Source organism: uncultured Cedecea sp., from assembly GCF_947498825.1.
Classification (GTDB): domain Bacteria; phylum Pseudomonadota; class Gammaproteobacteria; order Enterobacterales; family Enterobacteriaceae; genus JGM124.
In genome coordinates, this window is sequence record NZ_CANMLV010000011.1 from 76628 (window position 1) to 99299 (window position 22672).

General features: G+C 47.7%; 24 protein-coding genes. 14 read left to right on the top strand and 10 right to left on the bottom strand.

The features are described 5' to 3' along the window. Positions 1-3: 3 nt before the first annotated feature. From rfaD to envC, 3 genes are all read right to left on the bottom strand, one after another. Positions 4-936, bottom strand: a complete 933-nt coding sequence (gene rfaD, locus Q1A40_RS13185) for an ADP-glyceromanno-heptose 6-epimerase (protein ID WP_300000804.1) — start codon at positions 934-936, stop codon at positions 4-6. A 257-nt stretch (positions 937-1193) separates the two neighbouring features. After that, complete coding sequence (locus tag Q1A40_RS13190; protein ID WP_300000891.1) at positions 1194-2117, bottom strand: divergent polysaccharide deacetylase family protein; 924 nt, start codon at positions 2115-2117, stop codon at positions 1194-1196. 48 nt (positions 2118-2165) lie between these two features. Continuing rightward, entirely contained in the window at positions 2166-3407 is a 1242-nt protein-coding gene (gene envC / locus Q1A40_RS13195) for a murein hydrolase activator EnvC (protein ID WP_300000805.1), read from the bottom strand. A 398-nt stretch (positions 3408-3805) separates the two neighbouring features. Between envC and Q1A40_RS13200 the strand changes: the two genes are divergently transcribed. The 5 genes from Q1A40_RS13200 to cysE all read left to right on the top strand — a co-directional run bounded on the left by Q1A40_RS13200 (position 3806) and on the right by cysE (position 7013). Further along, the gene (locus Q1A40_RS13200; protein WP_300000806.1) at positions 3806-4237 is read left to right on the top strand and encodes a rhodanese-like domain-containing protein; all 432 of its coding nucleotides are present in this window, start codon (positions 3806-3808) and stop codon (positions 4235-4237) included. A gap of 28 nt (positions 4238-4265) precedes the next feature. Next, positions 4266-4517 carry a glutaredoxin 3 gene (grxC, locus tag Q1A40_RS13205; RefSeq protein WP_300000807.1) on the top strand — a complete coding sequence of 84 codons (252 nt, stop codon included), beginning with the start codon at positions 4266-4268 and terminating at the stop codon, positions 4515-4517. Between the two features lie 108 nt (positions 4518-4625). Continuing rightward, positions 4626-5093, top strand: coding sequence for a protein-export chaperone SecB (gene secB, locus Q1A40_RS13210; protein ID WP_300000808.1), 468 nt, complete (start codon positions 4626-4628; stop codon positions 5091-5093). After that, complete coding sequence (gene gpsA / locus Q1A40_RS13215; protein ID WP_300000810.1) at positions 5093-6112, top strand: NAD(P)H-dependent glycerol-3-phosphate dehydrogenase; 1020 nt, start codon at positions 5093-5095, stop codon at positions 6110-6112. The genes secB and gpsA overlap by 1 nt, the downstream gene beginning before the upstream one ends. Positions 6113-6191: 79 nt before the next feature. Then, complete coding sequence (cysE, locus tag Q1A40_RS13220) at positions 6192-7013, top strand: serine O-acetyltransferase (protein WP_300000812.1); 822 nt, start codon at positions 6192-6194, stop codon at positions 7011-7013. Here the strand turns inward: cysE and trmL are convergent. From trmL to cpxR, 3 genes are all read right to left on the bottom strand, one after another. Further along, on the bottom strand, positions 7010-7483 hold the full coding sequence (gene trmL / locus Q1A40_RS13225; RefSeq protein WP_300000813.1) for a tRNA (uridine(34)/cytosine(34)/5-carboxymethylaminomethyluridine(34)-2'-O)-methyltransferase TrmL: 474 nt from the start codon (positions 7481-7483) through the stop codon (positions 7010-7012). The genes cysE and trmL overlap by 4 nt on opposite strands. A 127-nt stretch (positions 7484-7610) precedes the next feature. Then, the gene (cpxA, locus tag Q1A40_RS13230) at positions 7611-8984 is read right to left on the bottom strand and encodes an envelope stress sensor histidine kinase CpxA (protein WP_300000815.1); all 1374 of its coding nucleotides are present in this window, start codon (positions 8982-8984) and stop codon (positions 7611-7613) included. Further along, positions 8981-9679, bottom strand: a complete 699-nt coding sequence (cpxR, locus tag Q1A40_RS13235) for an envelope stress response regulator transcription factor CpxR (protein WP_300000817.1) — start codon at positions 9677-9679, stop codon at positions 8981-8983. The genes cpxA and cpxR overlap by 4 nt, the downstream gene beginning before the upstream one ends. A 150-nt stretch (positions 9680-9829) precedes the next feature. Here cpxR and cpxP point away from each other — a divergent pair, with 150 nt between their 5' ends. The 8 genes from cpxP (at position 9830) to Q1A40_RS13275 (ending at position 18725) form a co-directional block, all read left to right on the top strand. Next, positions 9830-10333: a cell-envelope stress modulator CpxP gene (gene cpxP / locus Q1A40_RS13240; RefSeq protein WP_300000893.1), complete on the top strand. Its 504-nt coding sequence runs from the start codon at positions 9830-9832 to the stop codon at positions 10331-10333. A 119-nt stretch (positions 10334-10452) separates the two neighbouring features. Beyond that, positions 10453-11355 (top strand): CDF family cation-efflux transporter FieF, encoded by a 903-nt coding sequence (gene fieF / locus Q1A40_RS13245; RefSeq protein WP_300000819.1) that lies wholly within the window; start codon positions 10453-10455, stop codon positions 11353-11355. A 182-nt stretch (positions 11356-11537) separates the two neighbouring features. Continuing rightward, on the top strand, positions 11538-12500 hold the full coding sequence (gene pfkA / locus Q1A40_RS13250) for a 6-phosphofructokinase (protein ID WP_300000821.1): 963 nt from the start codon (positions 11538-11540) through the stop codon (positions 12498-12500). A gap of 295 nt (positions 12501-12795) precedes the next feature. Continuing rightward, complete coding sequence (locus Q1A40_RS13255) at positions 12796-13785, top strand: sulfate ABC transporter substrate-binding protein (RefSeq protein WP_300000823.1); 990 nt, start codon at positions 12796-12798, stop codon at positions 13783-13785. Between the two features lie 805 nt (positions 13786-14590). Then, positions 14591-15925, top strand: coding sequence for an MFS transporter (locus Q1A40_RS13260; protein WP_300000824.1), 1335 nt, complete (start codon positions 14591-14593; stop codon positions 15923-15925). A gap of 10 nt (positions 15926-15935) precedes the next feature. Then, entirely contained in the window at positions 15936-16913 is a 978-nt protein-coding gene (locus tag Q1A40_RS13265) for an aminoimidazole riboside kinase (RefSeq protein ID WP_300000826.1), read from the top strand. Beyond that, complete coding sequence (locus Q1A40_RS13270; RefSeq protein WP_300000828.1) at positions 16903-17943, top strand: ADP-ribosylglycohydrolase family protein; 1041 nt, start codon at positions 16903-16905, stop codon at positions 17941-17943. The genes Q1A40_RS13265 and Q1A40_RS13270 overlap by 11 nt, the downstream gene beginning before the upstream one ends. A 59-nt stretch (positions 17944-18002) precedes the next feature. Further along, the gene (locus Q1A40_RS13275; protein WP_300000830.1) at positions 18003-18725 is read left to right on the top strand and encodes a GntR family transcriptional regulator; all 723 of its coding nucleotides are present in this window, start codon (positions 18003-18005) and stop codon (positions 18723-18725) included. Positions 18726-18779: 54 nt separating this feature from the next. Here Q1A40_RS13275 and tpiA read toward each other — a convergent pair whose 3' ends face one another. Together tpiA and Q1A40_RS13285 are read right to left on the bottom strand one after the other, a co-directional pair. Further along, positions 18780-19547, bottom strand: coding sequence for a triose-phosphate isomerase (gene tpiA, locus Q1A40_RS13280; protein WP_300000831.1), 768 nt, complete (start codon positions 19545-19547; stop codon positions 18780-18782). Positions 19548-19685: 138 nt separating this feature from the next. Then, positions 19686-20270: a DUF1454 family protein gene (locus Q1A40_RS13285; protein WP_300000832.1), complete on the bottom strand. Its 585-nt coding sequence runs from the start codon at positions 20268-20270 to the stop codon at positions 19686-19688. Positions 20271-20369: 99 nt separating this feature from the next. Between Q1A40_RS13285 and Q1A40_RS13290 the strand changes: the two genes are divergently transcribed. Further along, positions 20370-20789: a DUF805 domain-containing protein gene (locus tag Q1A40_RS13290; RefSeq protein WP_300000833.1), complete on the top strand. Its 420-nt coding sequence runs from the start codon at positions 20370-20372 to the stop codon at positions 20787-20789. Position 20790: 1 nt separating this feature from the next. On the opposite strand, the gene fpr is transcribed toward Q1A40_RS13290, so the two are convergent. After that, complete coding sequence (gene fpr / locus Q1A40_RS13295) at positions 20791-21537, bottom strand: ferredoxin--NADP(+) reductase (RefSeq protein WP_300000834.1); 747 nt, start codon at positions 21535-21537, stop codon at positions 20791-20793. 98 nt (positions 21538-21635) lie between these two features. Next, positions 21636-22646 carry a class II fructose-bisphosphatase gene (glpX, locus tag Q1A40_RS13300; RefSeq protein ID WP_300000835.1) on the bottom strand — a complete coding sequence of 337 codons (1011 nt, stop codon included), beginning with the start codon at positions 22644-22646 and terminating at the stop codon, positions 21636-21638. Between the last annotated feature and the right edge of the window lie 26 nt (positions 22647-22672).

Here is a 22672-nt window from a genome sequence, read left to right on the forward strand (position 1 = left end):
CCCTTACACAACAGGGTTTAGCCATTTCATATATTCCGCAACGCCTTCGGCGACGGTTTTGAATGGTTTATCGTAGCCAGCAGCACGCAGGTTTGTCAGGTCTGCCTGGGTAAATGCCTGGTAACGTCCTTTTAATTTATCCGGGAAGGGAATGTATTCGATGCTGCCTTTCTGGTGGAAAGCGAGAGCGGCATCGGCTACCGCCTGGAATGACTCTGCGCGCCCGGTTCCGCAGTTATAGATACCGGATACGCCATTTTCCAGGAACCACAGGTTAACTGCTGCGACATCGCCTACATAAACAAAATCACGTTTAAAACCGTCACTGCCTGCAAACAGTTTTGGATTCTCACCGTTATTTAATTGGGTGTTTAAGTGGAAAGCGACGCTCGCCATACTGCCTTTGTGCCCTTCGCGTGGACCATAGACATTGAAGTAACGAAAACCCGTCACCTGAGAATTTGCTTCAGGCAGAATTTGGCGAACATATTCGTCGAACAGGAATTTAGAGTAGCCATAAACGTTCAGCGGCTGTTCATACTGACGAGATTCAATAAAGTCCTGGTTACGACCGCCATAGGTTGCCGCGGAGGAAGCGTACAAAAACGGAATTTCACGATCCAGACAATAGTGAAGGAGCTCTTTAGAGTACTGATAGTTGTTATCCATCATGTACTTACCATCCCACTCTGTCGTTGAGGAGCAGGCCCCTTCATGGAATACGGCCTCAACATCCCCAAATGACTCATCGGCCAGTAGCTGGATAAGAAAATCTTCTTTATCCATATAGTCTGCGATATCGAGGTCAGCAAGATTAACGAATTTAGTTCCGTCTTTCAGGTTATCAACAACTAAAATGTCTCTGTAACCTTTCTCGTTAAGAGATTTAATAATGTTGCTACCGATCATGCCAGCGCCGCCAGTCACAATAATCATATGCTTAACCTTTAAAAGATAAGAGCCATAAGACCGCATGTCTCAGGCGTTAATTGCTTCAATTATAGCATTACAAAGTTCTCCCGCATAATGGCGGGAGTTAATAGAATTAGTGATTTATGCGAAAGTATCCCGATCCTTAATCTAAAATATCGCAAAAAATCACTGTTGCGATATTAAATTTCAACAGAATGCAATCAAAGAACAGACGACAGTGGTATTCGGTCACAGGCCCTGTCTGTGAACTGTCTACGACATTAGGGCTGCGTGATGACTTGATGCTCTGTCGTTGCCGGCCATTGCTGCCATAGAGAGTTTATCGCACGATCTTTAACCCCATTGAGACTCTCTATCAGTACATTGAAGTAAGTCGTGACATAAACTGGCTCTATCGGTTTTTCAGGCTTACAAAGCTGTACGCCACGGAAAGGGTTACGCGGTGGTGTTTTTACAGGCTTAGTCTGCGGAGTTGCAGGCCGGACTGGAGTCGAGGTATCGGTATAGGGTTCGTTCAGTAAATGACTCGGACGAACCAAGGTTATATCTGAAGGTAAATCAGATACCATTTGTTTAAGAACGCGAACAGTAGATGGATGAGGATGGCCTATGGCAATGGCCGAACCCGTCTGGCGTGCGACGTGTATCGCCCGGTTAAACTGCGTCCGAATATCTGCTTCTTTCTGGCTGTCATCAAGAAAGACTTTACGTTTAATCACCTTAACCCGGGTACCGTTAGCTGCGCGCATTGCCTGGCTGTTACCGATAGTCATACTGTCCAGAAAATAGAGATTATATTGCTCCAGCGCCAGCATCACTTTCTGCATACCAAACAAATTTGAAGTCATGGCGCTACCCATATGATTATTCAGGCCAACAGCATGGGGAACTTTATTGACGGCATCACGAATAATACGCTCTATTTCACTGCTGCTCATTTCTGGCCGTAGTGTGTCTTTTTCCAATGGCTGCTTACTGAGCGGGGCCATCGGTAGATGAATTAACACCTCATGCCCCTGATTATGCGCCTTGATTGCCATTTCTCGGGCATGAGGCGCATTGGGAAGTACGGCAACAGAAATGTTGGGAGATAAGGTCAGAACTTGATTTTCTTGAGCCGGGCGATAACCAAAGTCATCAATGACAATCGCCAGTTTACCGGCTAACGCTGAACCAGTCAGCATTAGCCCGCAGCTAAACAGGACACGTAACGTACGAAGCAATGGCAAAACTTATTTCCCCAACCACGGTTGTGGATTGACGGCCTGGCCTTGGCGACGGATTTCAAAATAAAGTGATGGACGGCCCTGACCACCACTGCTACCCACCAGAGCGATAGGCTGACCGGCACGAACCTGCGTGCCAACTTTAACCAATGCGCTTTGGTTATAGCCATAGAGACTCATATCACCTTTACCATGTTCCACGACCACTACCAAGCCATAACCCTGTAGCCAGTCGGCGAGGATCACGCGTCCGTCAGCAATCGCTTTTACTTCTGAACCTTCTGGCGCAGAAATAACGATACCTTTCCAACGTAGTTCACCTTGTAGTCGTTCGCCATAGCGATGCAGCAATGAACCGCGTACCGGCCAGTAGGCATCGCCCTTTGGTGTTCCCAGCCCACCGGTGCGTGAAATCAATGAACGTTCGCTATCGGTCGGTTTATAGGTGGAGCCTTTTTTGGTCGCTTCCTGCTGACGATCACGGACTTTCTGCGCCTCACGCGCTTCTTGTTCGGCGCGGGCTTTGGCAGCCGCTGCTGCACGGGCTATTTGATTTTGCAGACGCGTCTCGTTCTGACGCATTTCGGTTAATTTTTGCTGACCTTGCTGGAGCGACGATTCCAGGCTGGCGAGCGTTTTTTGACGTTGATTACGCGCACTTTCCAGCTTAGCTTGTTGAGCCTGTTGCTCGTAAAGCAATGTTTGTTGTTCGCTCTGTTTCTCTTCCAAAGCTGCTTTTTGTGTAGCAACTTCTTCTTTGGTTTGTTTCAGGTCGACGATAGTTTGCTGTCGGGCAGCATTCAGGTAACCGAAATAAGCCTGTAGTCTTTGACCACGCTGGCTTTCTTCACCGCTGAGAAGAAACTGCATACCACTGTGTTCCCCCTGGCGAAAAGCGGCATCAAGTTGCGCTGCCAGGTTACGCTCTTGTGTTGCCTGCTGTTTTTGCAGTTTTGCCAGGGAGGCGTTCATCTCTGAGACCTGGCGATTTAAAACAGCGAGTGTACTTTGGGTTTCACGAAGCTTACTACTGGCGGCAGCAATCTCTTGTTCCTGAGCTTTCAGTTGGTTGAGCAATACCGAACGCTGTTGCTGCTGCTGGCGAACCTGGCGTTCCTGAGAGGCAATATTTTGCTGAAGAGACTTTAATTCCTCCGCATTATTGGCATGTGCGGAGAAAGTGCACAATAAAACACCAGCACTGAACAGGCTGGCGCAGATAACGGGTTTTATGGCCCAAGCTTTCAATAAAATTGTTGTATCCCTCATAGCTTAGGATTATTTCACGATGAACAGTAGCTTACCAGTCAACTCTTAATCCGTTCCTTGTCTCGACAGTATACTGAAAGAGTCGGTATCAGTGTGTGTTAATCTACTGTATATGCTCGATGCTGAGACCGAGTAACAGGGGGATTGTTCCAGGGAGAGGATATTTTTATCCTCTATGAATGAACGTCGTTTATTAGACATCTCTTTACAAAAATAGCTTGAATTATTGCGAGTTTTATTCTGGAACAGGATTTTTTTAGTAACAAACCGCAGAATATGCATAACATCGCCCAGACTGGCTGTAATTGACGCAACGCGAATGTATACTCTCTACTTGGTTTTCTTACTTAATACATAGTCGGGAGTGACTACCCCCCATGCAAGAAATTATGCAATTTGTTGGCCGCCATCCTATCCTCAGTCTGGCGTGGATTGGCTTACTGGCTGCCGTACTGTTCACCACCTTTAAGGGACTCGCCTCTAAAGTCAAAGTGATAACGCGTGGCGAAACAACCCGTTTAATTAACCATGAAGATGCCGTTGTAGTTGATGTTCGTTCGCGTGATGATTTCCGTAAAGGACACATTGCTAACGCTATCAATGTCCCGGCTGGTGATATTAAAAAAGGTACTTTTGGTGAGCTGGATAAATATAAAGAGAAAGCGGTCATTGTAGTATGTAGCAATGGTGTCTCTTCTCAGGAACCAGCGACCTTACTGCATAAGGCTGGTTTCGCAAAAGTCTCTTTGCTGAAAGAAGGTATTTCTGGCTGGTCTGGTGAAAACCTGCCGTTAGTTCGTGGTAAATAATCTGCAAAATAGACAGGTAGATAAGCTCATGGCGAATATTGAAATCTATACCAAAGCGACATGCCCATTTTGCCATCGTGCAAAAGCGCTCCTGAACACCAAAGGTGTAACTTTCCAGGAATTACCTATTGATGGTAATGCGGAGAAGCGGGAAGAGATGATCAACCGTAGTGGCAGAACGACAGTGCCACAAATTTTTATTGATACACAGCACATTGGCGGTTGCGATGACTTGTATGCATTAGATGCGCGTGGTGGACTTGACCCACTGCTCAGCTAAGGCAATATGAGTTTGATATATACCCAGAATGATCTTCGTACCTACAAGTAAGGCGAATGATTTTGGTGCAGTAGAATTACGCACATTTAAAATTAAAGGATTTTTATAATGTCAGAACAAAACAGTACCGAGATGGCTTTCCAGATTCAGCGTGTTTACACCAAGGATGTTTCTTTTGAAGCTCCAGCAGCACCTCACGTATTCCAGAAAGAATGGCAGCCAGAAGTTAAGCTGGACTTAGACACGGCTTCCAGCCAGCTGGCAGACGATGTATATGAAGTTGTTTTACGTGTGACTGTTACGGCAACTTTAGGTGAGGAGACCGCTTTCCTGTGTGAAGTACAGCAAGCAGGTATTTTCTCTATCGGTGGAATCGAAGGCAACCAGCTGGCACATTGCCTGGGTGCATACTGCCCGAACATTCTGTTCCCGTATGCGCGTGAATGCATCACCAGTCTTGTTTCTCGCGGTACTTTCCCGCAGCTGAACCTTGCTCCAGTAAACTTTGATGCATTGTTCATGAGCTATTTGCAGCAGCAAGCGGGTGAAGGTGCTGAAACACATCAGGATGCCTGATGGACAGCATTAACGCTTCAATGACAGTAATCGGTGCCGGTTCTTACGGCACCGCTCTCGCGATTACGCTTGCCAGAAATGGTCATGACGTTGTGTTATGGGGGCATGACCCGAAACATATCGCAACGCTTCAGGCAGATCGCTGTAATGTGGCTTTTCTTCCTGACGTTCCTTTTCCTGAAACACTGCATCTGGAAAGCGATCTGTCTGCAGCATTGAGCGCAAGCCGTAATATTCTGGTTGTCGTACCCAGCCATGTTTTTGGTAATGTGTTGCACCAGATTAAACCGCTGATGCGCGCAGATGCCCGCATTGTCTGGGCCACCAAAGGTCTGGAGGCTGAAACCGGGCGGCTACTGCAAGACGTGGCGCGTGAAGTTCTCGGCGATGATATTCCGCTCGCGGTTATTTCAGGCCCGAGTTTTGCGAAAGAGCTGGCGGCGGGTTTACCGACCGCGATTTCTCTGGCGGCCACAGATGCCCAATTTACTGATGACCTGCAACATTTGCTGCATTGTGGCAAAAGTTTCCGTGTTTACAGTAACCCTGATTTTATTGGGGTTCAGCTTGGTGGTGCGGTAAAAAATGTTATCGCTATTGGCGCGGGCATGTCTGATGGAATTGGCTTTGGTGCTAATGCCAGAACGGCGCTTATCACTCGTGGACTGGCGGAAATGAGCCGTCTGGGTAGCGCATTAGGCGCTTCGCCAGAAACCTTTATGGGTATGGCAGGATTAGGTGATCTGGTACTGACTTGTACCGATAACCAGTCGCGTAACCGACGTTTTGGTATGATGCTGGGTCAGGGACTTGACGTTGATGCTGCTCAACAGCAGATAGGACAAGTTGTTGAAGGTTACCGCAATACTAAAGAAGTTCGTGAGCTGGCATCACGGGTTGGGGTTGAAATGCCCATTACCGAAGAAATTTATCAGGTCTTGTATTGCGGAAAAAATGTGCGCGAGGCAGCATTGACTCTGCTTGGCCGTACACGCAAAGATGAAAGAAGTCGTCAGTAATAGACGATATCTCGTCATGCTGTAACCAAAGCGCCCTGGCACTGGTTGTCGGGCGTTATTTTTTATCTGGAGAGAAGCAATGTCGTCTGAAGAACTGGATAGGGTGTGGAACAATATTAAAGCTGAAGCGCGTGCGCTTGCCGATTGTGAACCGATGTTAGCCAGTTTTTACCATGCGGCGTTGCTCAAGCATGATAATCTCGGTAGTGCTCTAAGTTATATGCTGGCCAATAAACTGGCCTCGCCGATTATGCCAGCTATTGCCATTCGTGAGATTGTTGAGGAAGCCTATAAGGCTGACCCGTCGATGATAGCATCGGCAGCCCTTGATATCGGAGCGGTACGTACCCGTGACCCGGCGGTGGATAAATACTCCACGCCTTTGCTTTATCTGAAAGGTTTCCATGCCCTCCAGGCTTACCGTATTGGTCACTGGTTGTGGAAGGAAGGGCGTCAGGCGCTGGCTATTTTCTTACAGAATCAGGTTTCGGTTTCATTCCAGGTGGATATCCATCCAGCGGCTAAAATCGGCTGTGGCATCATGCTGGATCATGCGACGGCTATTGTCGTAGGTGAAACAGCAGTGATCGAGAACGATGTCTCTATTTTGCAAGGGGTTACCCTTGGAGGAACCGGGAAAACCAGCGGAGACCGTCACCCGAAAATTCGTGAAGGTGTCATGATAGGTGCGGGCGCAAAAATTCTCGGTAATATTGAAGTCGGTACTGGGGCTAAAATAGGCGCAGGATCGGTGGTGTTACAGCCGGTTCCTCCTCATACCACTGCCGCTGGAGTGCCTGCCAGAATTGTTGGTAAACCAGCCAGCGACAAACCGGCTATGGATATGGATCAGCACTTCAACGGCATTAATAACGGTTTTGAATACGGCGACGGTATTTAGCCTCTGATTTCGGCGCCAGCATAATCTAACTGGCGCCATGCTTCATAAACCACCACGGATACCGCATTGGAGAGATTCATACTACGGCTATTCGACATCATCGGAATACGTATTTTTTGTTCAACCGGTAGCGCATCTAAAATCGTTGCCGGTAGCCCACGCGTTTCCGGACCAAACATCAGATAGTCCCCTTCCTGATAGCTTACAGCACTATGAGCGGGCGTTCCCTTTGTTGTCAGGGCAAACAGTCGTTGAGGCTGTTCTGCTTCCTGGAATGCGTTATAGCTTGCATGGCGTATCACGGAGGTAAATTCATGGTAATCGAGTCCGGCACGGCGCAGACGCTTATCATCCCAGGGAAATCCCATCGGTTCGATAATATGCAGGCGAAAGCCGGTATTCGCACATAAGCGGATAATGTTCCCGGTATTAGGGGGGATCTCTGGTTCAAATAAGACGATATTTAGCATACAACCCTCATCAGCAAGGAGGACAGAATAGCAAAATGGTCGTCGGGCAGAAATGGAAACTACAGGAAAAGAACCGAGGAGATATTCAACGGCGACCAAAATGCACTTTGTCGCCGTGATATCCGCTTTATTTGCGGTGATACAGTGGGAGCCAGAGTACTAAACGGAGTCCGCCCAGAGGGCTGTCTTCTGCTTTGACCCATCCCCGGTGTTGCTGAACGGCGGTTTCGACAATTGCCAGCCCAAGTCCGGTACCGCCCGACTCGCGATCGCGCGCTTCATCAGTACGATAGAACGGGCGGAATATCTGCTCCCTGTCATCAGGGCTGACGCCCGGGCCGTCATCATCGACGGTCACGGTAATACCTTGATTATCGACAGAGAAGTTGACCGCTATTTTGGTATGTGAGTAGCGTAGTGCATTACGAACGATATTCTCCAGCGCGCTTTCTAATGCGTTAGGGTTACCGTACATCAGCCATGGCCCTGGTGGATAGGTCACCTCCAGAGATTTCCCCATTTGTTCTGCTTCGAAGGCTGCGTTATCCAGCATTTCAGACCAGATCTGGTTGGCTTTTATTGTTTCACTGACCAAAGCGTTTTGCTGCTGATTACGTGACATGACCAGCAAGTCATTAATCATACCGTCAAGACGCTGCGCTTCGGTTTCTATGCGCTCAAGCTCTTTACTTTCACCACTACGACGACGCAGTAACGCCGTACCTAACTGCAGACGTGTCAACGGTGTACGTAGCTCATGAGAAATATCAGACAATAGCCTTTGCTGAGCTGTCATCATTCTTTCTAAGGCGGTCACCATCTGATTAAAACTTGAACCAGCCGCCTGGAACTCTTGCGGGCCAGCTTCCAGCTCTGGATGTTGCCGTAAATTCCCTTGGGCAACTTCATCGGCCGCATTCTTAAGCTTCCTGGCGGGTTTTGCCAGGCTCCAGGCAAGCCATAATAGCAGCGGCGCACTGACCAGCATGGTCACTATCAGTAACAGTAACGGACGGTCAAAAAGCAGGTTAATAAAATCGGACTGTGAGCTACTTGCTGGGCGGATAAGATACAATTGATAGGCATCTTCGCCATCCTCAACCGAAAACGGGCCTACCAGCTCAACACGGCCATATTTCTTTTTTTGCGGCTGTTCAGCATTATCAGACTGGCCGATAAAATTACGGATGATCTGCATTTCACTATGCTGAGCACCGATCACGCGTCCCTCACTGGTTACCAGTAAAAGACGCTGACCGGGCGGTGCCCATTTATCAATTGCACGAAATAAGCGACGCCACCACATAAGATCATTGGGGGGATCGGCTGACAGTTCGGCCTCGACATGCTGTTCAATCATGTAGCCTTGACGCTGTTCATTTTCCATCAGTTCGGTCATCTGACGTGAGTCTAGCTTAGGCAGCATTAAGACCAGCATCAGAACCAAAGCCAGCGTGAGCCAGAAGATGGCAAAAATTCGTGCGGTAAGGCTACCTATCATGAAGCAGACACCATCAGATAACCGCGGCCACGCAGTGTTTTAAACCACGGGTGTCCGTCCTTGCGGTCTGGTAACTTACGGCGCAGGTTAGAGATATGCATATCGATAGCCCTGTCAAATGGCGTCAGTCTTTTACCGAGAACTTCCTGGCTTAAATGTTCACGGGAAACGACCTGACCTAAATGCTGTGCCAGCAGATATAACAACGTAAATTCAGTACCGGTCAAGTCCAGCGTCTGTCCATCAAAGCTGGCTTCCTGACGTCCTGGATTCACACTCAGACCATCAATTTCAATACTGGTTGAACTGCCATCGCTACTCTGTTGCTGTTCGCTCCAGTGTGAGCGACGCAAAATAGCGCGAATGCGGGCAACCAATTCACGATCGTTAAAGGGTTTGGGTAGATAATCATCTGCACCCAATTCAAGCCCAAGGACCCGGTCAAGTTCACTGCCGCGTGCAGTAAGCATGATTACCGGCGTTTGGTGAGTCTGGCGTAGCTCTTTTAAGGTATCAATGCCGTTTTTCTTCGGCATCATTACATCAAGTAATAACAGATCGATACTGTCATCCAGCAGGGCCAAAGCTTGTTCACCATCATGGGCAACAATAACGTTAAAGCCTTCCATATCGAGCAACTCCTTCAACAATGAAGTGAGCTCACGGTCATCATCAACTAGCAGTATTTTATTCATTATTAAATTACCTCCGAGGCAGAAAGTACGTCATCAGAGCTTGCTAATCTATGACTTTACGTTGTTTTACACCCTCTGACGCTAGTTTGCAGCTGAAATCGTAGACTAGTTTTCGTTGAATAGCAGCACACAATATTTCGGGAGCAAATGATGCGCAAGGTTATCGCTGCCGTCATAGCCTCAACGCTGGCACTCAGTACTATAGCCGGTCAAGCCGCTGACTCATCGAAGAGTATCAGTTGGCATCAAGATGAAGACCTGATAAAGCGTAGTAGTGTTCAGCGCCATATGTTTGATGGCATTAATCTGACTGAACACCAGCGCCAGCAAATGCGCGATCTGATGCAGCGGGCAAGGCATGATAGCCCACCTGTTAATATTAGCGAAATGGAGACCATGCATAATTTGGTCACCGCAGAAGATTTTGATGAAAAGGCTGTAAAAGCACTGACTGAGAAAATGATACAGGAAGACGTGTCCCGCCAGGTCGAAATGGCGAAAGTACGTAACCAAATGTATCACTTACTGACACCAGAGCAGCAGGCCATTTTAATGCAGAGACATCGTCAGCTGATGAAGCAGTACCGTGAATCATCAGAGAGGCAGCAGGTTTATTCGCTGCAGACAATGAGTAGCAAACTGAGTAACCAGTAGCCCATATTTTCCTTGCCATAGACACCATCCCTGTCTTCCCCGCCTTGACCGGCGGGTTTTTTTTGTCTGAAAATCACACTCATACACTATAATATCCGTATCGAATAGCGGGAGGCCCCATGAATCAGGAATATGGACGCCTGGTACATCGGGCGGCGATTATCGCTACTATCGTGGCATCGCTATTACTTGTGATAAAGATTTTTGCCTGGTGGGCGACGGGGTCGGTCAGCATTCTGGCGGCATTAATCGACTCACTGGTTGATATCGCAGCCGCTTTTACTAATTTGCTGGTGGTTCGCTATTCACTGCGACCCGCTGACCTGGAGCATACTTTCGGTCATGGCAAAGCGGAGTCATTGGCGGTTCTGGCGCAAAGTATGTTTATTGCCGGTTCGGCGTTATTTTTATTTTTGACCGGCTTTCAACACCTTATTGACCCGACTCCGATGCAGGATACGCAATTAGGGATAGCCGTTACCCTGATTGCTTTAGTCAGTTCGTTGTTATTAGTTACCTTCCAGCGCTGGGTGGTACGAAAAACACAAAGTCAGATTATTCGTGCTGATATGCTTCATTATCAGTCTGATGTTATGATGAACGGTGCTATTCTTATCGCTCTTGTGTTGTCATGGTTTGGATGGCACCGCGCTGATTCTTTGTTCGCTTTAGGAATTGGTGTCTATATTTTATGTTGTGCGTTGCGCTTGGGTTATGGTGCAGTGCAAGCCCTTCTGGACCGGGCGCTGCCGGAGAGTGAGCGGCAGACGATTATCGAGATCATCAACGCGTGGCCAGCGGTTCAGGGAACACATAACCTCAGAACTCGGCAGTCGGGGCCCACGCGGTTTATACAGTTTCATATAGAGTTGGATGATGACTTACCCTTGGTGCAGGCGCATCGCATTGCAGACGAAGTACAGCAAGCGATCCTTCGCCAGTTTCCTGGGGCGGATATCATCATTCATCAGGATCCATGCTCCGTTGTTCCTGCTGAGCAGCAAGGGAATTTTGAGCTTTAATTTTTTATCAGAAAATTGGCATCACCTGACCATTTTTGCGTAAGATGTCGTCATTGGGTTTTGCCTGAATCAATTCAGCTAGATGCTTCGGATAGATTGCCACTGATTGCACAAGGTCGTGGTCTGCTTGCAGGGGCTTCTGGTAACAGAATTAATTTTGCTTTCAAAGTTCAGAGGTAGTCATGATCAAAAGAATTGGTGTACTGACGAGTGGTGGTGATGCGCCGGGTATGAATGCGGCGATTCGTGGTGTTGTGCGTGCAGCGTTATCTGAAGGCCTGGAAGTCATGGGTATCTATGACGGTTATCTCGGCTTATATGAAGACCGTATGGTTCAACTGGACCGTTATAGCGTCTCAGATATGATAAACCGTGGCGGCACGTTCCTCGGTTCTGCTCGTTTCCCTGAATTCCGCGATGAGAAAGTTCGCGAAGTTGCTATCCAGAACCTGAAAAACCGCGGCATCGATGCGTTGGTTGTTATCGGTGGGGATGGTTCTTACCTGGGGGCTCAGCGCCTGACTGAAACCGGTTTTCCTTGTATAGGATTACCGGGCACTATCGATAACGATATTAAAGGTACTGACTACACTATCGGTTACTTCACCGCGCTGGAAACCGTCGTTGAAGCGATTGACCGCCTGCGTGATACCTCTTCTTCACATCAGCGTATCTCTATTGTTGAAGTGATGGGGCGTTATTGCGGCGACCTTACTCTGGCTGCTGCTATCGCGGGGGGTTGTGAGTTTGTGGTCTTGCCAGAAGTTGAGTTTAACCGCGAAGATTTGGTTGCTGAGATTAAAGCTGGTATCGCGAAAGGTAAAAAACACGCAATCGTTGCGATTACTGAGCATATCTGTGATGTCGACGAGTTGGCAAAATACATTGAAGTGAATACCAAGCGTGAAACCCGTGCTACGGTACTGGGTCATATTCAGCGTGGTGGCTCTCCGGTTGCTTATGACCGTATTCTGGCCTCTCGTATGGGTGCTTACTCAATCGAGCTGCTGCTTCAGGGCTACGGCGGTCGCTGTGTTGGTATCCAGAACGAAAAACTGGTACACCATGACATCATCGACGCTATCGAAAATATGAAACGTCCATTCAAGGGCGACTGGTTCGAGTGCGCTAAAAGACTGTACTAGAATCAGCGTGGTATCTGCCAGGTTAAGTCTGGCAGCATAATGGCTCGATAAGGGAGAACTTAATGTTCTCCTTTTTTTTCGTTTAAGCGGGCGCTATTTTTATAGCGACTGGATCATTCCCCTCTCCTCATGTCTGTGTTTATAACTCTATTTTTTCAATAAGTTATTTCTCTTTTTCATATGGCGAGCAGCGCTCATTTATTCCGCCAAAGAATATCAAATTTTTTTTTATTCTTTATTCTCTTAATTAGTTTCTGGCAGGCTGAAGCTATCAATTTCCAAAAGGGAACGTGCAATGAACAAGTGGGGCGTAGGACTAACATTATTGCTGGCATCAAGCGGTGTACTGGCGAAAGATATTCAGTTACTCAACGTGTCTTATGACCCGACGCGTGAATTGTACGATGAATACAACAAAGCATTCAGCGCACACTGGAAACAACAAACTGGCGACAATGTCACTGTTCGTCAGTCTCATGGTGGTTCCGGTAAACAGGCGACCTCGGTGATCAATGGTATTGAAGCGGATGTTGTGACCTTGGCACTGGCTTATGATGTCGATGCTATTGCCGATCGCGGTCGTGTTGATAAAAACTGGATCAAACGTTTACCTGATAACTCAGCACCTTATACCTCGACCATTGTTTTCCTGGTACGTAAAGGCAACCCTAAAAATATTCAGGACTGGAATGATTTAATTAAACCGGGTGTCTCGGTGATTACGCCGAACCCTAAAAGTTCAGGCGGAGCACGCTGGAACTATCTGGCTGCCTGGGGATACGCATTACACCACAACAACAATGATCCGGTAAAAGCCCAAGAGTTTGTCAAAAACCTCTTCCAGAATGTTGAGGTTCTCGACTCTGGTGCCCGTGGTTCAACCAGTACTTTTGTCGAGCGTGGGATCGGCGATGTGCTGATTGCATGGGAAAATGAAGCGCTGCTGGCAACGCGTGAACTGGGTAGAGACAAGTTTGAAATTATCACACCAAGTGAGTCGATTCTGGCAGAACCTACCGTATCCATTGTCGATAAAGTGGTTGATAAGAAAGGCACTAAAGAAGTTGCAGAAGCCTATCTGAACTATCTGTACTCACCGGAGGGTCAGGAAATTGCTGCGAAAAACTATTATCGCCCACGTTTACCTGAAGTGGCCGCTAAATACGAAGGCACTTTCCCGAAATTGAAGCTATACACCATTGATGAAGAGTTCGGCGGCTGGACAAAAGCGCAGAAAGATCACTTCTCTAACGGCGGGACGTTTGATCAGATAAGTAAAAGATAATCAGATTTTATATTGATACTGAAACCCGAAGGGCAGAAACCTTCGGGTTTTTTATCAGATATACCGTAAAACCTCGTTCTTCTGGAGTACCCCCTAATCAGAGTGGCCACGGCGTAAATATCCGAAGGATACGTTTTAAGGGCTGTAAAAATGTCAACCATTTGATATCTCAGCTTCTTTTTTATCCAGTCGATAAATACCTGTACTTCAGAACGTTGTGTCGCGTCTGGCATCGTGACCAGATAGTAAGTGAAGCGTGCAGGGCAGGGTTCATTCAGTATTTGCACCAGACGCCCTGCGATTCCAGTACCAGAGCCAGTTCCCCGACCTGCTACAGCTGCGCGTATCAACAGATAATCATCCTCAAATGCAGAACCAGGCTCGGTTCGTGGATTTATGCGCTACGTTGTGTGCAGCAAACCATAGCCGCCAGTCAGCACGGTCGTAATCGTGCATTAATGGGTAGACACTGACTCCCGCTTCGGTAAGGCGTTCCCTGGTAATGGTATCGGTTTGTGGCCTGCGAGATATGCATATTTATTAATCGCTCGGTATCCCATTGTATTGATTAAAAATAGCCTCAATGGCTTATCTTAAGCGTTTCCTCAAAAGTTAAATTAATGTGAACCCGATCAAAAGATATAAAGGTATGCCTTTATATCTTTTGTGAGTGCTTTACACTCTTCTCCAACGCATAGCATCCCGGTGTCATGATTCGTGTTAGCGTTAATGCTATTTATTTCAAATGCTTACATCATTATTTTTTCAAAAATTCTTGCGATTACAACGCAAAAGGAATACCGATATGAAATTGTCTATCGTGGAAAAAGTGGGTTTTGGCGCCGGGGATATGGCGATTAATGTGGTGATTGTCGCCATGCAACTCCTTCTTGCTTATTTTTATACTGATATTTACGGGTTAAGAGCAGCAGATGTAGGCGTGCTGTTAGTTATTGTTCGTATGATAGATGCCATCATTGATCCTGCGATGGGAATGTTGACGGATAAAGTTTCTACTCGCTGGGGACGTTACCGCCCTTGGTTACTCTGGTTTGCCATCCCTTTTGGTTTCGCTGTCTATTTGATGTTTATTACACCTGATGCAGGTTATACGACAAAACTGGCTTGGGCGTATTTTTCTTATATTCTGATGACGCTGGTCTACACCGCTATCACTATTCCCTATATTTCACTGATAGGGGTCATTACTTCCGATCCAGAAGAAAGACTGAGTGCTAACGGCTATCGCTTTGTGATGACCAAAATCGCCGCATTCCTCGTGACCATTGTGGTTCCCCTACTGGCTGTCTGGCTGGGACAGGGCAACAAGGCCCTGGGTTATCAGCTCTCTATGGGCATTATGGGGGCTATGGGCGCGGTACTCTTTATCTTCTGTTTCTTAACGACTCGTGAGCGAAGTGAACCTGAGCTCCCGGTTCTGACAGTTAAACAGCAATTTTCCAACCTGTTACGAAACGATCAGTGGCTTATTCTCGGTATCGTCATCATGTTACTAATGTGTGGCTATGTGATTCGGGGATCGGTTGCGGCCTATTACGCTAAATATTATCTCGGCGGTGGTGACAGCCTGATATCACCTTTCCTGACTGCCGGCGTAGTCGCCTCTATTCTGGCGATGATTGCCACAACTTGGATCACTAAGTTTTGGGACAAAATTAAAATGTTCCGTTATACCCAGTTGATGACCTTTGCCCTGAGCGCCGCCATGTATTTCTGTGTCGGCCAGGAAAATCTGCTACTTGCCTTTGTTTTTTACTTTCTCATCAATTTTTTCTGCGATATGCAAATGCCTGTTTTCTGGTCTTCTATTGCTGAGGCAGTGGACTATGGTGAAAAGAAAACCGGATTGCGTGTTTCCGGGCTGGCATTTGGTGGAATCTTATTTTTCCAGAAATTTGGGATGGGGATCGCAGGAGGCGTGCTGGGCTTCTTGCTGAGCTACTTTGGTTATGAAGCCGATACTCAGCAAAGTGCACGCTCACTTGTCGGTATTGCCCTCATGATGACGATTATTCCGGCCTTTTTTCACCTGATAACCGGGCTGTTGATGAAGAAATACATTATCAACAATCAGTACTATCGCAGTATTCAGGCTGAGCTAGCACAGCGCCAAGCTTGAGGAGGAGTGAATGGGTTATCGTAATAAAGTATGGGTTATTGGTGATGCTTCTGTCGACCTGGTACCCGAAACCACAGAGAGCTATCTGAAGTGCCCGGGGGGCGCTTCAGCAAACGTGGCAGTCTGTATTGCGCGGTTAGGTGGCCACAGCGAGTTTATTGGTTGCCTTGGGGATGATGATGTGGGGCATTTTCTCAAGCAAACACTTGAAGATAACGGTGTGGGAGTGGCGGCACTGAGACTGGATGCCACACAAACCAGTTCTGTATTGATTGTTAATCTTACAGAAGAAGGTGAGCGCAGTTTTACTTACCTTGTTCATCCTGGCGCTGAAATGTTTGTCTGTGAGCAAGATCTCCCGACGTTTAACGCAAACGAATGGTTTTATTTTAGCTCGATAGGCCTGACCAGTAGTCCATCACGTGAGGCCTGCCTTGAAGGTGCCCGGCGCATGAGAGCTGCGGGAGGCCATGTCATGTTTGATGTGAACCTGCGCCTTACGATGTGGCAAAAGCCGGATGAGATCCGGGTATTACTGCGTGAAGCGATTAGCCTGGCATCTATCTGTAAAGTCTCAGCCGAGGAGCTGTGCTGGATTGGGCAAACGGAACGCTGGCAGGATGCCCGGCATACCATCAGGGAGCTAGGTTGCCATACTGCGATTATCTCTCTGGGGGCCGAAGGGGCACTCTTAATTTCCTCTGGTCAGGAATCTTTGTTCCCGGCCCCCCAAATTACCCCTGTAGATACCACTGGTGCCGGAGATGCCTTCGTGGGCGGATTACTTCATACCCTTTCTCACTCATTAACTTGGGATAACCAAACGCTGGCCGAAGCTATCACTAACGCCAATCTATGTGGGGCGATGGTAGTCACAGCAAAAGGCGCAATGACGGCGTTGCCTTATCCCTCACAGTTAACTGCTTTTCGTTCCAGCCACTTACTGGAAAGTTATATCAAACCATCAGGAGTTATTTATGAAAGCTGAACACAACAAAATTCTCGGGTGCCTGGTTGGCGCTGCAGCGGCAGATGCCATGGGGGCTGCAACTGAGGTCCGTACTCAGCAGCAAATCCGTGAGTATTTTGGTGGCTGGGTGACAGGATTTCAAAAACCTCCTGCGGATACCTTTGGGCGTTGTAATGAAGCGGGGATGTGTACCGATGATTTCATTCAGGCAAAATACATTATCGATGCGCTGTTGAAACATCAGCGTCAGGTCAGTGACGTCGCGATGCGGGAAGCATTTCAGTGTTGGTTGGATTATCCCTTTTATGCCAACTTTACCGGCCCGACAACTCGAGCGGCGATGAAGACTATCTTCAATGATAATCGCCCGTCCTTACAGGGGGATTTGGAAGGAGAGAAACAGTCAGTACAAATCGTCAATAAAGGGAATGCTGAAGCGACGAATGGTTCTGCCATGAAAATCTGGCCTGCCGCTGTTTTGCATCCTGGCAATATTGAGGCCGCTATTCAGAGTGCCCTGGATATTTCTCGCTTTACTCATAATAACGTACTGGCAATGTCTGGTGCTGCTGCGATGGCTGCGGCAACCAGCGAAGCTCTGCAAAACGTGACCAGCGCAGACAGTATTATTGCAGCAGGAATTTATGGGGCTGACAGAGGATATCGATTAGCGCAGGAGCAGGGGGCCATGATGGTTGCCGGACCTTCGGTTGCACGTCGTATTGAACTGGCTGTAGAAATCGGCAAACGTCATCTGAGCTGGGAAACGGCGATTGTGGAACTGGCGGATATCATTGGTTCTGGTTTGCATGTCAGTGAAGCGGTACCGGCGGCGTTTGGTCTGTTTGCCTGCTGTTCGACTTCTGCCGTTGATGCTATTATTTCTGGCGTTAATATCGGCAACGATACGGATACGGTTGCTACTATGGTTGGTGCGCTGGTAGGTGCTTTCCACGGGGTGGACGCTTTCCCTGCTGACTATTTAACAACGATTGATCGCATGAATCATTTTGATTTGACCGAACTTGCCAGACAAATTGCCAGATAGTGCAATCACTGCCGGGGCAGGCGTCACTGTTCCGGCTGATAAACTTTGAGGTAAACAACTTGCAGGTTGATAAGACGAGCTTTACCCCCCTCTATAAACAATTGTTTTATATCATCTGCAAGCAGATCCAAAACGGTACTTTGCCATTAGGCAGTCAACTACCGACCCAGAAAGCGTTAGCTCAAACCTACAATGTTTCGTTAATTGTCGTGAAACAGGCATGGAGTGAACTTATTAACGCTGGAATTATTACGTCTCAGAGGGGAAGTGGTTCAGTCGTCAGTGCAGTACCGGAGGGTGTGAGCTATGGCCATACCTTCAGGGGGATCACCAGTGACTTGCGTGATGCGAGCGTTGCGATAGAAAACCGTATTATAGATATGGCTTATCGGCGAGCCCGTGATGCCTATGAAGATGGACTCGGATTACCCTCTCATCATAGCTATCTCTATATTTCGCGCGTTCGTCTTCTGAATAATCGTCCTTTTAATCATGAAAAAATCTACATAGATTTATCTTTTTTTCCGGACTTATCGTTGACGGCACAAGAGCTTGAGCATACGTCGCTGTATGAGCTACTGAATGTGAAAAGTGACTCTGCAATAGAAAAAGTAGATGCTATTTTGCCAAGCGTTGCGCTATGCGAACAATTACAAATCCCCGCGAATAAGCCGTTACTCTCGGTGGCGCGTCAGACATTTATGACAGGTGAGACACGACCATTTGAATATTGTCGTTATTATGTTTTATCTGAATACTTCGGTGAAATTCATTATCGTTAATACACAGAAGGGAAAACGGTGTTTTCCCTTCTGATAAACAGTCAGCCTGACGACTTATGCTTTTTTCGCAGCAGCAGCGGCTTTAACGATAACGGCGAAGGCGTCAGCTTTCAGAGAAGCACCGCCGACCAGCGCACCATCGATATCCGGCTGGGTAAAGAGTTCAGCAGCGTTAGCTGCATTAACTGAACCGCCGTACTGAATAACGACTTGTTTAGCCACGTCAGCATCAACTTTAGCAATATGGTCGCGGATGAATTTGTGAACCGCCTGAGCTTGTGCAGGGGTTGCTGATTTACCGGTACCGATAGCCCAGATTGGCTCATAAGCGATAACTGCACCGTTGAAAGCTTCTGCACCCTGAGTTTTCAGAACTGCATCAATCTGACGTGCGCAGACTTCTTCAGTTTTACCCGCTTCGTTTTCAGCTTCAGTTTCGCCAATACACAGAACAGGAGTTAACCCTGCTGCTTTCAGGACGGCGAATTTCTTGGCAATCAGTTCATCAGACTCAGCGTGATAGGTACGACGCTCTGAGTGACCAATGATGATGTACTGGGCACCGACATCTTTCAGCATGTCAGCAGAAGTTTCACCGGTAAAGGCACCAGACAGGTTAGTATCAACATTCTGGGCGCCAATAATGATATGGCTACCGGAAGCAGCATGTTTAGCCAGATCCAAGTACAGTGCTGGTGGTGCAATAGCTACGCCACAACCATCGACGCCAGCCAGCTCTTTGCGAAGGTCCGCAATCAGCTCATGCGCCATGTGTTTGCTGCCGTTAAGCTTCCAGTTACCCATCACTAAAGGATGTCTCATTTCAATTCTCCACGCGGTAAGCATTAAAAAGAATGGCCACCATTAAGACCCTACTGAGATAGGTTCTAAGGGGCAGGTGTTTTAAAGAGTATAAAGACTCAGCGGAGGAATGACTCTGTTTTTTGTCAATTATCTACGCTAACTTAATGTATCCGATAGCATCAGCTTAATCGGTTCAACAGCGAAAGTAAGCCCTTTATCGCCGTTATCTACGACAACATAGCGTAGTGGGCCATCATTCTGGGCAAAATAGCGTTTGTTTTTGCTCTCGCTCAGTAGTTTATTTATTTTTTCCACACTCTGCTGTTTTGACAGTGATGGAGTGAAACTGCGAATAATGGCGGCAATATATTCGGTCGCTTTTTCCTTTGCAGCTTTCTGTTCTGAATTCTGGGCCGGGAGTTGGGTTATCTGAAGTGATTTGATTTTTAATGTTCCGCGCTCAAGTGCCGCTGAAGCATAAAGATGCTCATCGATGGTCGTTGCTGCCCGCGTCAGGTTTTCTTTATCACGGCTGGAATCAATCGCCCGAAACTCATTAAGCGTTAACGTCGGGTTTTCACTGTTAAACGTGCTACGAAATTGTGTGATAGTTAAATCAAAAGTTGGAGATCCGGGCAGAAGGTAAGGGGCAACCTTTAAGGCAGGTGAGTCCTCTGTCTGACTGAATGCAACAGAGCTTAAGAATAGTGCAATGACCGGCAGCAGATACTTTATCAACATGCTTCTCCTGGTGATTTTCTCTGATTGATTAAATCGGCAATTCGCGAGCTTGTCAAAACAGGTACACTGTCGGGTAAGACGATAGCAAGGATTTGAGTGATGACCCTACAAGAATGGTTGTTTTCTTTTAAAGGACGTATCGGACGTCGTGATTTCTGGATTTGGATTGGGGTATGGATTATCGGCCTGGCCATTTTATTTACCCTGGCAGGTGCAGAAATCATGCCTTACTCCACTGCTGGTTTTTTTCTCTGTGGTTCACTGATACCAACTGCTGCTGTGGTAGTTAAACGGCTGCATGACAGGAATAAAAAAGGCTGGTGGGCACTCCTTTTTATTCCCGCATGGTTACTTTTTGCCGGTAACTGGGAAGTCTTTGGTGGTTTCTGGCAGTGGGGGCTGGGCCGTTTTCTGCCAACGCTTATCCTTGTCATGATGCTGATAGACTTGGGTAGTTTCCTCGGAACTCAGGGAAGCAATCGCTTTGGTGATGAAACCAGCAAAGTAAAATATCGCTGAGTTACCAGTAATGTTCTGCTGTCATATGACCCGGCCGACGACGTAAATGCTTCGTCATCTGTCGGGTCTCTTTCAAGAGTTGCTGGGTATCACGTACCATCTCTGGATTACCACAGAGCATCACGTGGCTGGTTTCAGGTGTCATTGGCAGACCCACAGCGGCTTCCAGTTCGCCATTGGCAATCAGCGTCGGCACTCGGCCATACAGCGCGCCAGCAACCACTTCACGGCTGACAACGGTCTGAATACGCAATTTTCCTGCGTAACGCTCGGCTAACTGTTGCATGGCAGGCAAATAACTTAAATCATGGTTGTAGCGTACCGCGTGTAACAGAACGATATTCTCAAACCGCTCTAAGTTTTTGCCTTCCTCAAGTATCGACAGATAAGGCCCTAATGCGGTGCCGGTTGCTAACATCCATAAGGTATTACAGTCAGGGATCTCATTAAGCACAAAGAATCCTGCGGCCTCACTGACGATCTGTAGCTCATCCCCCGGCTGCATAGCATGCAATCGCGGACTCAGTTTACCTTCAGGCACGTTAACCAGGTAGAACTCAAGGTCAGGATTATGCGGCGCATTAACGTAGGAGTAAGCGCGCTGAACGCGTTCGCCGTCAATTTCCAGACCAATTTTGGTAAATTGCCCCGCGGTAAAAGGCGCTACGGGGGCATGTACCTTTAGACTGAAAAGTGTATCAGTCCAGTGTTGAATACTGGTGACTTTACCTGTTACCCAATCTGCCATGTCATGCTCCCGTTGCAATGTTTTGACTATTCTTACCCGGTTCGCGAGACATTGCCAGTCCGAGTCAGGTTGAAAGCTCGAACCAACAAATCTCGCTATTACAGAATATGTTTCTGAACATTGACATCTTTACGGTCTAAATAGTGAATCGATTTGATGCGACGAATGGTACGAGACTTGCCACGAATCAGTAATGTTTCTGTCGTGGCCATATTGCCTTTGCGTGTAATCCCATCCAGTAAGTCACCCGCGGTGATGCCGGTTGCAGAGAAAATGACATTATCGTTGCGCGCCATATCTTCCAGTTTCAACACGTCACCGGCATTGATCCCCATCGCTTTGCAGCGGACTAATTCTGCCTCACCCAGTCGACGATTCTCTTCGCTGTCGCCTTTTACCTCATGGCGAGCCAGCAGACGGCCCTGCATATCACCATCCAAGGCACGGATAACAGCTGCAGACACGACCCCTTCTGGCGCACCACCAATGCCATATAACACATCGACTTCGCTGTCTGGCATGCAGGTGAGAATTGAGGCAGCGACATCACCATCTGGTACGGTGAAGACCCGCACGCCCAGCTGCTGCATGTCTTTAATCATGGCATCATGGCGAGGTTTCGCCAGAATCGTCACCGTTAGTTCACTGAGTGGCTTAGTTAGCGCACCAGCGATATTGCGTAAGTTAGTCTCCAGACTGAGATTAAGGTCAATAGCGCCTTTTGCTCCAGGACCGACTACCAATTTTTCCATGTACATGTCAGGTGCATGCAGGAAGGTGCCTTTATCTCCGACTGCCATAACAGCAAGGGCATTCGCCTGACCCATGGCGGTCATTCGTGTCCCTTCAATCGGATCAACAGCAATATCTACTGCATCCCCCTTTCCGGTACCGACTTTCTCACCGATATAGAGCATAGGAGCGTCGTCAATCTCACCTTCTCCAATCACGATTTGCCCGTCGATATCGATTTGGTTAAGCATAATGCGCATTGCATGTACCGCAGCACCGTCTGCGGTATTTTTATCGCCACGGCCTAACCATTTGTAACCCGCCAAGGCTGCAGCTTCGGTTACACGGGAAAATTCGATAGCCAGTTCTCGTTTCATCACATACTCACTTATCAGGCAGAATT